Genomic DNA, 12747 nt, shown 5'->3' on the forward strand with positions numbered 1-12747 from the left:
ATATGCTGTTCCTGTGGGAGCGAGCTTGCTCGCGATAAGGTCGCAACGACCTTCAGATACTCCGCGATACGCGAGCGCTGCGCGCTCGATCGCGGACAAGTCCGCTCCTACAGAGAAAGCGAACTTGTCCTTATCGATCAGTAGCGGTAAGCGTCTGGCTTGAACGGACCTTCGACGGTCACGCCGATGTAGTCGGCCTGGGTCTTGGTCAGCTTGGTCACGACGCCGCCGAAGCCGCGTACCATTTCCAGGGCCACTTCTTCGTCCAGCTTCTTCGGCAGCACTTCAACGGTCAGGCGCTGAGCCTTGTGGGCTGGCGACAGGTCGGCGTACTTCTGCTCGAACAGGAAGATCTGCGCCAGAACCTGGTTGGCGAACGAACCATCCATGATGCGGCTCGGGTGGCCGGTGGCGTTGCCCAGGTTAACCAGACGGCCTTCGGCCAGCAGGATCAGGTAGTCGTCGTTCTGCGGGTCGAACGAACCGGCACCGGTACGATGGATCTTGTGTACCTGTGGCTTCACTTCTTCCCATGCCCAGTTCTTGCGCATGAAAGCGGTGTCGATTTCGTTGTCGAAGTGACCGATGTTGCACACCACTGCACGCTTCTTCAGCGCTTTGAGCATGTTGGCGTCGCAGACATTGACGTTACCGGTGGTGGTCACGATCAGGTCGATCTTGCCCAGCAGAGCCTTGTCGATGCAGGCTTCGGTGCCGTCGTTCTCGCCGTTGATGAACGGCGAAACCACTTCGAAACCGTCCATGCAGGCCTGCATCGCGCAGATCGGATCGACTTCGGTGACCTTGACGATCATGCCTTCCTGACGCAGCGACTGAGCCGAGCCCTTGCCCACGTCACCGTAGCCGATGACCAGTGCCTGCTTGCCGGACAGCAAGTGGTCGGTGCCGCGCTTGATGGCGTCGTTCAGGCTGTGACGGCAGCCGTACTTGTTGTCGTTCTTGCTCTTGGTGACCGAATCGTTAACGTTGATGGCCGGGATTTTCAGCTCGCCCTTGGCCAGCATATCCAGCAGGCGGTGAACGCCGGTGGTGGTCTCTTCGGTAACACCGTGGATCTTCTCCAGCATCGCCGGATATTTCTTGTGCAGGATCTCGGTCAGGTCGCCGCCGTCGTCGAGGATCATGTTGGCATCCCATGGCTGGCCATCCCTGAGGATGGTCTGCTCGATGCACCACTCGTATTCTTCTTCGGTTTCGCCTTTCCAGGCGAACACAGGAATGCCGGCGGCAGCGATGGCGGCAGCGGCCTGGTCCTGAGTAGAGAAAATGTTGCAGGACGACCAGCGAACTTCGGCGCCCAGGGCAACCAGGGTTTCGATCAGTACGGCGGTCTGAATGGTCATGTGGATGCAACCGAGAATCTTCGCGCCCTTGAGCGGCTGCTCACCGGCGTATTTGCGGCGCAGACCCATCAGGGCTGGCATTTCGGATTCTGCGATGAAGGTTTCGCGACGGCCCCACGCGGCCAGGGAAATGTCGGCAACTTTGTAGTCGTTAAATTCTACGGGCGTGATTACAGCGCTCATTAAGAGTCTCCATTCCAAAAAAATGCGAATGGGCGCCGTTGTGCGTTTATGGTTCGCCGACCAGAGAGTGGCCAGGCAAACAACGCCCCATCCGAGCCTGACAGGAAACCTGCTGCAGCGCCCCTCGGACAGGTGGCGGGAACGGCATCGAGAGAAGATGACCGTTTTGAAACGACCGGCAGTATAGCGTCGCTCGGGATTCTACCCAAGGCTTTCTATCGGTTCCTTGTTATCGGCAGCCTGCCGCGCACCTGTACCTCAAAAAATATTTTTCTACCGCACTTTGCTCCGCCAGCGCTCATAACCTCGGTTCCTATCAAGCATGGAAGCGCGTTTACCGGCGCTTCCAGTCAAGCAGCGCGTCAGTGCGCGAGGAGCAACAACATGAACATTATCTCGAAAGGATTCGAGTCGACCCAGGTGCCGACTGCGCCGGGGAAGGGAACAAACATTGTCGAGCGTGCCGGCAGTCGGCGGATCACGCTTACGGAGTACGACAACGGCGCAAGTCGCCTTGAGCTGGACAGCCCGCCGATCAAAAAACTGATTCTCAGCGGCGGCGGTGCCAAGGGATTCGCCTACTCCGGAGCGGTCACCGCGCTGGAAAATCTCGGGGTTCTGCCGGGCATCGACGCCATCCACGGGTCTTCGGCCGGCGCGATCATGGCCACGCTGGTTGCCTCGGGTATGGATGCTGCGCAGTTCGACGCGCTGAGCGACAACACCGATCTGCTGGCATTGCTCGACAGCCCCAACGAAAGCGTCAGTTGGCTGCAACGTGGGTTCGCACGTGTGGGCGAAGCGGCAGAGAAGGCTTTGCCCGGCACCATAGGCGGCTTCACTCGCTTGCTGTTGAGCGTACTGCCGCGGGTCCAGTCACAAGCATTGCCACTGCAGACGCTGATCCGCGAAAAGGCGCGTACCGCAGTGCTCGCGCACATCACCGATGCCCACGCAGGCGAGGTACTTGCCGTTCGGGAGCGGCTGCTGGCCGGCGGTGTTGTGACTTTCGCCGATCTGGCGGTGCTTCACCGTCATATCCCGCAGATCAAGAACCTCAATATCACGGGCACAGCGATGCTTGGGGAAATGCCGCAGCTGGTGGTTTTCAGCGCGGCGCTCACGCCAGAACTGGACATCGCGCTTGCCGCGCATGTTTCGGCGTCGCTGCCGGTGGTCTTCCGCCAACCCGGTCGCAACGGCCTGGATTTTCAGGAAATCGACGAGCTGACATTCTTCCAGGATGGCGGTGTGCTGCTCAACACGCCGGTGCCGCAACTGATCGACCCCGGGCTTGCCACGGACCTGCTCTCGGGGTCGGACATGCTGATCCTGAGATTCGAGAAGAAAGCTTCTTCCGGTCGCGGCGGCCTCAAGAAATTTCTTACCGACTGGGCGGCTGGTGCTCCGGTGTCGGCCGGGCGGGAATTCCAAAATTTGAGTCTGAAGGCGTTCTCCGCGCAGACGGTCGTGGTTCCGCTGCGCACGGAGCGGGGTGACTTCACCAGTGCGTTGAACGGCACGCTCAACTTCACCATGAGCCTGGACATAAAGAACCATTTGCAGGAGCGGCTGGAGCAGGCAGTCAGAACGCATCTGCTCGAACGCGCCGAGCGGCGGGAACACTACGATTTCGGCTCGCTGACCGAGGCCTTGCAAAGCCTGGATGACGAGATGCTGGCCAGCATACCGACCACAGTCGCAGCGCCTGCGGTGGTTGAAGCACTGGGCTGGCGCAGGAACGCGCGGCGGGCGCTGGACAGGCTGGCAATCGCGACCGAAGCGGCTGATAAAGGCGCGCCGTTGTTACTGGCTGGCGAGGTACGGGACGCTCTCCAAGAACTCGACGCATTGGCGGTTCACCCGGCACACCTGCAAAGGCTTGCGTTGGAGTTGAATCGCTATGATCAGCAGGGTCTCAAGCGGCTGCTCGATGCCATGCGTGACCAGATCGTGGAGTCGCCGGTGCTGAGCGCCGCGCTGCTGGAAATGCGCAAGCGCGAGATTCGTGTTGTTGCGGGGAACATCCGCAAGGCGGTGATCTATCCGTCTTTGCACCTGCTCTGGCAAACCAGCGCCAATACCGAGTTGCTGTTGCGTGCAGACCAGATGCTGCTGCAGGCAACTCAGGCCCGCCAGGTCAATCAGGCGCTGGACGAGATCATCAATGGTTACCGGTCACGCAACAAGCTGCCCGAATTGTTCTGGAAGCCCAGGACGGTCGAACTGGCAGAAGCGTGGCGGGTCAAGGCATAGCCGCGATACAGGTAAATCATGGGCGCAGACGATTTGCTCTGCCATGATGTTCAGCATCCTTATGGCAGACGGTCAGGAGTGAACATGAATTTCCACACCCGCAAATGGGTAAAACCCGAAGACCTCAATCCGAACGGCACGTTGTTCGGTGGCAGCCTGTTGCGCTGGATCGACGAAGAAGCGGCGATCTACGCCATTGTCCAGCTGGGCAATCAGCGCGTGGTGACCAAGTACATCTCCGAGATCAATTTCGTCAGCGCCTCGCGGCAGGGCGACATCATCGAACTGGGAATCACGGCGACCGAGTTCGGTCGTACGTCGATTACCCTGACCTGTCAGGTGCGCAACAAGATCACCCGCAAGAGCATTCTGACGGTTGAGAAGATGGTGTTCGTCAACCTCGGTGAAGACGGCCTGCCCGCGCCGCATGGCCGTACCGAGATCCGCTACATCAAGGATCAGTTTGATATGCCTCAATAAGCTCGCGCTCCAGGGTTTCCGTAGGAGCGGACTTGCCCGCGAAGACTTGGGCATGGCCGACGCGAATCTGTCGACCGTACCGGCCCTTTCGCGGACAAGTCCGCTCCCACAGGTTTCAGCGAACGTCTATCACCGAAAACGCGGGAACTGGCTTGGTGGCTTCTCGTAGAACACGCTTTCGCCCGGTGTGCGGTCCATGACGCCGATCAGCTTCAGCCAGGTGTCCAGATCGTCAGTGCTGATCTTGGTGTCGTCCTTGCCTTTCTTCCAGAGGTTGTCCAGCAGGCCGAAGAAGTTGGTGTCGTCGAGGATGAACTTCGCGGCGGCTTTTTCCTTCTCGTCGCCCTCATTGAGGATCTTCTCGAAATCCTTCTTGCTGACAATGTCGTCCTTGCCGTTCCACTCATCCCACTTCTCGCGGATGGTCTCGATCTCTTCCTTGTGCGCGTCGTAGAAAGCCTTGTTGTAGACATCCATCGGCAAGCCGTTGGTGTTCTCGCCCATGATGCCGTTCTTGTCCTTGTGCAGACTTTCGTCCAGTCGGATCAACGATGAGCCCTGGTCCTGCGGCGTTTCCTGGAAGTGTTTCCACTCTTCGGACTGGTAATCGAAGATGCTCTGATCGGTCGGCGCGTCGCGACCTTCGTATTCATAGAAGCTGTAGCGAGCGTATTCCAGCTTGTCGCCCCAGTCGTCCTGCGCAAAGCCGATCTCGGCCTGGTCCTTGAACCACTGGCCCTCCTTATCCGTGGCTTTCTGCTTCTTCTGGTGGTCGACGAAGATGCTGATGATGCCGGTGATGATGCCCAACCCCGCCGTAATCAAAAACAATGGAGCGGTCGCACCTGCAATCGCACCGATGGCAGGTGTGATCAGGCCCGCGATACCGATACCAGCAGCCGCAGTGCCCGCGACGCCGGACACGATCTGCAGGCTGCCGTTGGCGATTGCCAGGTCGCTGCCGGACTTGATGCCGTCCTTGATCGCGATGCCGCCCATGACGATGTCGGCGATGCTCATGATGTCCGGCGCCACGCCCAACACCTTGACCACGGAACCTGCGATGCGCGCCGAGACATTCGGCAGTACTTTGGCCGCGCCCTCCGGTGCTGCGCCTTCGACGCTTTGCGTAACGCTGCGCACGTCCACCAGGCTGCCGGCACCCGCGTTTCCTGCCACGGCCTGGCCGACCGACGCACGCATGTTGTCGACCACATCGTCGGCAGGGATCGGCTGGTTGTCGGCTTCGAGCATGACGTTGATCGACTCGCGGTCGATCTCGCCGTTGCCGAGCATATCGGCCAGGTTCACACGGTCGTTGTCGGCGGGCACTGCCTGCCCGTTGCGCTCCAGCTGCTCTTCGATGCCTGCGGCGAACGCCTCGCGCGAGGGCGGCGGAAGATCGCGGGCGGTGAAGTAGCTCACGGAGTCCGAGTACAGCGAGGACACCGCGTCGGCGTAGCTGGAATAGCCTGAACTGCTCACCGACTCCGGCGCCGCGGTGTTGGCGGCTCGCTCCAGTTCGGTGGCGATGTTGTTCGCGTCATCGACCTCCAGCGGAGGCAGGTCGGCAGCGGCTCGCTGAGCGTTGATGCTCTGGAAGACCGAATCCTGGGTAATGTTCAGGTTCAGGTCGGTGGCCAGCTGGTTCAGGTTGCCGTACTTCGAGTAGTCCGCAGGCGGCACGCCGCCGGAGCGGGTAACGATATCGTCCAGCAGCTCGCGGCTGACGTCCTGTGAAAGCGTGCCTGCTTCGTTGACTTCATTGACCAGGCCGATTTGATCGACGACGTTGCCGGCACCGTTGCCCGCATTGATGCTCTGCAGTTCGTAGACGCTGCCCAGACGGTTTTCCAGGCCCTCGTCCACGGCCGGCACATTGTTGGCCGCCTGGGCTTCATCGATTTTCTTGGTCCAGGGCGCTTCCTTGCCCCAGATTTCCGGTAACGACTTGCTCAGGCCCAGCAGCTCGGCGGTGTTGGTCTTGGTGAACAGGTCGAACACGCCAGTCTTCTCAAACTGCGCGCCCGAGCCCAGGAAGGTGATGAAGTCCTTGGCGATGGCCAGGCGCTCCAGCGGGTCGTCGCTGAGCTGGCCGTTCTTGGCGGACAGCATGTAGATCGCGCCGCCCAGCGAGGTGAAACCGGCCGCGGTGCCGAACACGCCGCTCTGGTTGAGCTTGCCGATGGCTTGCTTGAAGCCCTCCCGGTCCTCGGCGCCGACGTACTTGTTGGCGGCGGCTTCCTTGAACTGTTCCTCGCTGATCTCGCCTTTGTTGAGCTTGGTGATCTGCTCGGAAAAATCGGTGAACTTGGTCTGGTCTTTCAGCAGTTCGTTGATGAACTTCTCGACAGTTTCCTGGGTTCGGCGGGAAATATCGAACATGCCTTTGATGCCCTGCTTGAGGGCCGAAAAGATGTCCTTGAGTGCCAGTTCCTTGAACTCGTCGGGAATGCCGCCGGGGTCGGCCATCAGCTTGTCGACTTCGGCCATCACACTGTTTTTCTTCAGCTCGCTCTGCGCATTCTTCGCCAGCTCAGGGTCAAGCAATTCCAGACTGGAAAGCAGCCGCGCGACGTCCGACTGTCCTTCAGAGTTCTTGCCGGCCTTTTCCAGGTCGTTGAGGTATTCGACGAATTCCAGGCTGGTGAGCTTTTCATGCAGCTCCTTGGCCAGGGATTCCTTGTCGCCGCCGCTGACCTTTTCAATGGCTGCGTCCATCTCGGCCTGGTATTCCTTGCCGATCTTGTCCTTCTCGCCATTGCCGTTGGCGAACAGCTCGGCCAATGCCTTGTCGATGTTGTCGCCGTTGAGGATGTCCTGCATGTCAGCGTCGGTCAAGGTCTCACCCTTGTCGTCGAACTTGCGCCATGACTCCGCGCCACGCGGGTCCTCCACGTACGGCGTGATGGTGCGCCCGCTCTCCATGGACGCCTTGGCTTCGATGGCCATGACCAGCTTGTAGATATCGCTGTTCTTGTCGACCTTCTTGTCGTCGACCAGCTTCTGGTACTTGTCCATCAGGTTCTTGGTAGCCAACTCGACCACCGTCAGATCCGCGGAATCCTTGTCTTTTTCGTCCGACTTCACGCCAGTGGAGCGGCTGAGGATGTCCAGTTCATCGAGATTGCCCATGCCGTGCTCATCGCGGATCTTCTGGACATCGCCCTGCGCGCCGTCGCTGCTGATCTGTGCAACGCGGTCGTACAGCTCCTTGTTTTCGAATTCGGAGACGACGTACTTCTTGCCGTCCCGACTCTCGAACTGAATCACGCCGTTGCCGAACTCGTCTTTGGGACCGGCCAGCATGATGTCGTGCTCGGCGACGTAGAGGCCTTCGCCGGCGACTTCACGCTTGTCGGTGTCGACCCGGTTTTCCAGCGTCACCCGCGACAGGCCCATCTGTTGCACGGAGGTGAACAGCTCAGGCGTCAACGCTTTGGAAACCGTGACCTTGTCGCCGTCGTGGGTAATGAAGGTCACTACTTCGGCGGTTTCCAGCTCGCCTTTCCACTCGAAATTCTTGATGTCGCCCCATTTCGGCAATTCGGTATTGCGATCAGCGACTGTGATGCCGTCTTCGATGGCTTTATCGACCTGCGCCTTCTGGTCAGGAGACTTGTTGAGGTCGTTGAGCCGGGAGAGAAACTTGAACAGCTGCGGATTGGTGGAGGCGGCGACGACCACACCCTGGCCATCGCGCTCGTAATGCATGTCGCCATTTTCCATGACCGACACCTTGGTGCCCTGAATGGGCGGCCAGGTTTCGTTGTCGGTCGCGACGCGGTCCGGCTTTTTCGAATCATTGTTATTGGCGACAAACAGGCTGCGTTTGAGCCGGGACTCGAAGTCCGGGGTGCCTTCGCGTGGGGTTTCGGTACTGGTTGGACGAATGTTCATCAGCAAGTGCCTCGCAGGGTAAGGCTGACCTCACGAGGCAAGGCAGCTAAATAAGAGTGCGAAAAGGACTTCGCCGATTCTTACTGTTAACGCCTGTAAATTGCTGTGAAACGTTGTGATTTACGCTGAAAATGATGGCTTTATGATGGCCCCTCCTTGGGCCCTTGAGTCCGTCTATATATTACAGAGCCTGCCATTGGCGCAGCCAGGCAAGGCCTTCCGAGGTGTCGCCCTTGGGGCGATACTCGCAGCCGATCCAGCCGGTGTAGCCCAGTCGGTCGATCTCCTCGAACAGCCAGGCGTAGTTCAGTTCGCCCAGGTCCGGCTCGTGGCGATCCGGAACACCCGCGATCTGGATGTGACCGATGCCTGCGAAGTCGCGGCGCAGTTTGGCCGTCAGATCACCCTCGACGATCTGGCAGTGATAGCAGTCGAACTGCACCTTGAGGTTGTCGGCACCCACCTGCTTGCAGATCTCCTGCGCCTGGTCCTGGCGGTTCAGAAAGAAGCCGGGCATGTCGCGGGTGTTGATCGGTTCGACCAGGATCGTGACGCCAGCGGCCTTGGCCTGCTTTGCGGCAAAAGCCAGATTTTCCAGATAGACCGCCTGATGACGCTGGCGCAGGTCTTCGCTCGGCAGAAGGCCGGCCATGACGTGAACCTTGTCATTGCCCAGCACCTGCGCATATTCCAGCGCACGTTCGATGCCGCTGCGAAATTCCGCTTCCCGGCCTGGCAGGGAGGCGATGCCGCGCTCGGCTGCATCCCAGTCGCCCGGTGGTGCGTTAAACAGCGCTTGAACCAGCCCGTAATCGTCCAGAGGCTGCTTGAGCTCCTGCGGGCTGTAGGCGTATGGGAACAGGTACTCCACAGCGCCGAAACCATCGGCAGCCGCGGCGGCGAAGCGGTCCAGAAAATCGTGCTGTGGGTACAGCATGCTGAGGTTGGCGGCGAAACGTGGCATGTTGGCTCCAGTGCGTTCAAAGGTTGAGACAAAGGTCAGACGAAAGGCCAGAGCAGCAGGGTGATGACAAAACCCAGCGTTCCCAGCAGCGTGACCAGCACAGTCCAGGTGCGCAAGCCGTCAGCTACGTTCAGACCGGCCAGTTTGGTAAACATCCAGTACCCGGCATCGTTGATGTGTGACATTGCCAGACCGCCACCGCCCATGGCCAGACACAGCAGGGCCAGGTGGTTGGCGCTCAGGTCCAGCGTTGCAATCAACGGGCTGAGAATGCCGGCAGTGGTCACCAGCGCGACAGTGGTCGAGCCCTGAACCGCGCGCAGCAACAGTGTCAGCAGAAAGCCCAGCGCCAGCACCGGCAGGCCGGTATTGCGCAGAGCTTCGGACACCACCGCGCCGATACCGGTATCCACCAGCACCTTGCCGAACACGCCACCGGCGCCGGCGATCAGGATCACCATTGCCACTCCCGGCAGTGCCGAGCCGATCACGTCGGAAACCTGCGAGCGGCTCCAGCCACGGCGCGAGCCCAGCAGCCAGGCGCACAGCAGGGTGTCGATCAGCAGCGCAACCAGTGGTGCGCCGAGCACGGTCAATACGCCGCGCAGCGTGGATTCGGCGGGCAACAGCGTAGTCGCCAGCGTGCCCAGCAGGATCAGCACAATGGGCAGCAGGATCAGCGCAATGATCAAACCGAAACCGGGCGCGGGGGCTGGCGGCAGTTTGGCGGCCAGGCTGCCGGCGGTTTCCTCTACACCGGTAGTTTGAGTGTGGGTCGTTTCGCGAACGCTGGAGTAGTCGTTGCGTGCCCAGGCTTCCAGGTCTTCATTGGTGACATGCGGGCCATAGACTTCGGCGCGGATGTCATCGGTCATCGGGTAAGTCTTGCGGGTCATGCGGCCCGCAACGAAATAACCGATCACGCACAGCACCGCTACGATGGGGATGCCGAGCATCAGCACGCGACCCAGATCGGCACCCAGCTGGCTCGCAGCCGCCACGGCACCGGGATGCGGAGGCAGAAACGCGTGCACCGCCAGCAATGCGGCACACATCGGCAGGGCGAAAATCAGCAGGGGCTTGCGCGCGGCACGGGCTACGCCGTAAGCCAATGGCATGAGGATGATTACGCCAACCTCGAAGAACACCGGAATGCCGACCATGAAGCCCGCGACCGTGAGCGCCAGCGGCGTGCGCTTGTTCCCGAAGCGGTCGATGAGCGTCCGTGCCAACGCCTCGGCGCCGCCGGACAGTTCGATGATCCGACCGATCATGGCACCCAGCGCGATGATGATCGCGATGTGGCCGAGGGTCTTGCCCATGCCGCCTTCAATGGTCGCCACCAGATCGGCCGGCTTCACTCCGGCTACCAGCGCCACGATGATGCTGACCAGCATGAGCGCCACGAAAGGCTGGAATTTGTACTTGAGCACCAGAAACAGCAGCAGTGCGATACCCGCGCCTGCGACGATCATCAACATTAACGGTGTCATGCCTGTGCACCCCGGTTACCGATTAACGAGGCGGGCGACACGCAGAAGCTGGCAACGCGGGAACGCAGATAAGTCATGCTGTTCATTCCTGTTGTTATTGTTTTCCGGCACGGCCGGAGTAGCTGATCGGGATCAACCGGACGGCTTGTTTCGAGCCGTCCGGTCATTACGCAGTGGTCACCACTTCGCGCCGAAGACCTGGCGCAGCTCTTCCAGCGCCGCCGGGTCCAGCGGTGCTGGCTTGGGGTTGGTCATCAGCCAGAGGCGGGCTGTCTCTTCCAGCTCTTCCAGGGCATAACAGGCCTTGGCGACCGAGCTCTCCCAGACCACCGGGCCGAGGCGTTCAAGCATCACCCCGCGAACACTGTTGGCCAGTTGCGCGACACGCTCGGCCACGATGGGCGAGCCGGGCCGCTGGTAAGCGATCAGCGGGATGTGCCCGACTTTCATCACCTGATAAGGCGTCAACGGCGGCAGGATGTCGTCGCCCTGCCAGACACCGGCCAGGGTCAGCGCGACCAGATGCGTGGAGTGGGTGTGGACTACGCCGCCGACTTCGGGATTGCGGTCGTAGACCTGTCGGTGCAGCGCGAGCGTCTTGGACGGTTTGTTGCCGGACACCCATTCGCCCGCCAGATTGACCTTGGCGATGTCGTCCGGATTCATACGCCCCAGACAAGCGTCGGTCGGAGTGATGAGCCAGCCGTCGTCGAGGCGGGCGCTGATGTTGCCGGCACTGCCGACCGTGTAGCCGCGGCCATACAACAGCCTGCCGACGTCGCAGATTTCCTGGCGCAGGGCCTTCTCATCGATCATCAGGCTTCTCCCGCCAGTTGCTTGAGCGCCTTGGCGAAGAAATCCCGAGCGCCAAAGTTGCCGGACTTGAGGGCCAGCGCCAGCGGTTGCGCACCACTGCTGACTGTCGCCGGAACACCGGGATCGATCTGCGCGCCGATTTGCAGAAGTTGCACGCCGAGCGCCTGCACCACCGCGCCGGATGTCTCGCCACCGGCGACCACGAAGCGTCGCACGCCAGTCTCCAGCAAGCCTTTGGCGATCTGGCCCAGTGCGTCCTCGACCATCGCGCCGGAGCGCTCGACGCCCAGCTCTTTCTGTACGGCCTTGACTTCATCCGACGTGCTGGTGGCGTAGATCAATACGGTCTGCCCGGCGTTTTGCGCAAACGCGATGGCCTGTTCGACGACCGGTTTACCGGCTGCCAGATCCAGCGGATTGATTCGCATGGCAGGTCGGTTGCTTTCCAGCCAGGCGGCGACCTGACCGTTGGTGGCTACCGAGGCGCTGCCTGCCAGCACCACTTCGCCGCCGCTTATCTTGATGGGCTGGGCGGCGTCGATGTCGCGCAATTTTCCGGCCTTGCGGAAATTGCCCGGCAGACCCAGCGCCAGACCCGAACCGCCGGTCAACAACGGCAAGTCCGCGCAGGCTTCGCCCAAGGTGTACAGGTCGGCATCGCTGAGCGCGTCAGCGATTGCCATGCCCACGCCGTCGGCGCGCAATTCGGCGATCTTCTCCCGAACCTTGTCCGCACCCTGAGCGACTGTGTCGTAGCGCAGCAGGCCGACCTTTTTGTCGGTCTGGGCCTGGAGCACGCGAATCAGGTTGGCGTCGGTCATCGGTGTGAGCGGGTGGTTCTGCATCCCCGACTCGCTCAGCAACTGGTCCTGTACGAACAGATGACCACGGAAAATCGTGCGGCCGTTCTCCGGGAAAGCCGGGCAGGCGAGGGTGAAATCGCTTCCAAGCTTGTCCAGCAGCGCTTCGCTGACCTGGCCGATATTGCCTGCGGCGGTCGAATCGAACGTCGAGCAGTATTTGAAGAAGATCTGCTCGCAACCGCGATTGCGCAACCATTCGAGAGCAGCCATGGACTCATCCACAGCTTCAGCCGCTGGCGTGGTACGCGACTTGAGGGCGATAACGATGGCGTCCGCATCCAGACCCGCCGCCATTTCAGCGGTGGGGATGCCGATGCTCTGTACGGTACGCATGCCGCCGCGCACCAGCATGTTGGCCAGGTCGGTGGCACCGGTGAAATCATCGGCGATGCAGCCCAGCAATGGGCGAGAGGAAGTCGAAGTCATGA

Annotated in this window: 8 protein-coding genes and 1 riboswitch; of the genes, 2 read left to right on the forward strand and 6 right to left on the reverse strand. The window is 60.7% G+C overall.

The genetic code is table 11. The features are described 5' to 3' along the window. Window positions 1-137: 137 nt before the first annotated feature. Entirely contained in the window at window positions 138-1547 is a 1410-nt protein-coding gene (gene ahcY / locus J3P77_RS01685) for an adenosylhomocysteinase (RefSeq protein ID WP_434679188.1), read from the reverse strand. 23 nt (window positions 1548-1570) lie between these two features. Continuing rightward, window positions 1571-1679, reverse strand: a riboswitch (S-adenosyl-L-homocysteine riboswitch). A gap of 252 nt (window positions 1680-1931) precedes the next feature. Between ahcY and J3P77_RS01690 the strand changes: the two genes are divergently transcribed. Then, window positions 1932-3803: a patatin-like phospholipase family protein gene (locus J3P77_RS01690; protein WP_434679189.1), complete on the forward strand. Its 1872-nt coding sequence runs from the start codon at window positions 1932-1934 to the stop codon at window positions 3801-3803. Window positions 3804-3887: 84 nt separating this feature from the next. Beyond that, the gene (locus tag J3P77_RS01695) at window positions 3888-4283 is read left to right on the forward strand and encodes an acyl-CoA thioesterase (protein ID WP_434679191.1); all 396 of its coding nucleotides are present in this window, start codon (window positions 3888-3890) and stop codon (window positions 4281-4283) included. A 129-nt stretch (window positions 4284-4412) separates the two neighbouring features. On the opposite strand, the gene J3P77_RS01700 is transcribed toward J3P77_RS01695, so the two are convergent. The 5 genes from J3P77_RS01700 to otnK all read right to left on the reverse strand — a co-directional run bounded on the left by J3P77_RS01700 (window position 4413) and on the right by otnK (window position 12745). After that, window positions 4413-8183 (reverse strand): hypothetical protein, encoded by a 3771-nt coding sequence (locus J3P77_RS01700; RefSeq protein WP_434679192.1) that lies wholly within the window; start codon window positions 8181-8183, stop codon window positions 4413-4415. Between the two features lie 181 nt (window positions 8184-8364). Then, window positions 8365-9147, reverse strand: coding sequence for a 2-oxo-tetronate isomerase (gene otnI, locus J3P77_RS01705; RefSeq protein WP_434679194.1), 783 nt, complete (start codon window positions 9145-9147; stop codon window positions 8365-8367). A gap of 35 nt (window positions 9148-9182) precedes the next feature. After that, the gene (locus tag J3P77_RS01710; RefSeq protein WP_434679195.1) at window positions 9183-10640 is read right to left on the reverse strand and encodes an SLC13 family permease; all 1458 of its coding nucleotides are present in this window, start codon (window positions 10638-10640) and stop codon (window positions 9183-9185) included. A gap of 177 nt (window positions 10641-10817) precedes the next feature. After that, a complete protein-coding gene (locus J3P77_RS01715) occupies window positions 10818-11456 on the reverse strand; it encodes an aldolase (protein WP_434679197.1) in 639 nt (212 codons plus the stop codon). Further along, entirely contained in the window at window positions 11456-12745 is a 1290-nt protein-coding gene (gene otnK / locus J3P77_RS01720) for a 3-oxo-tetronate kinase (protein ID WP_434679198.1), read from the reverse strand. Before otnK ends, J3P77_RS01715 begins: the two co-directional genes overlap by 1 nt. Between the last annotated feature and the right edge of the window lie 2 nt (window positions 12746-12747).

The organism is Pseudomonas sp. R1-18 (assembly GCF_051132095.1).
Classification (GTDB): domain Bacteria; phylum Pseudomonadota; class Gammaproteobacteria; order Pseudomonadales; family Pseudomonadaceae; genus Aquipseudomonas.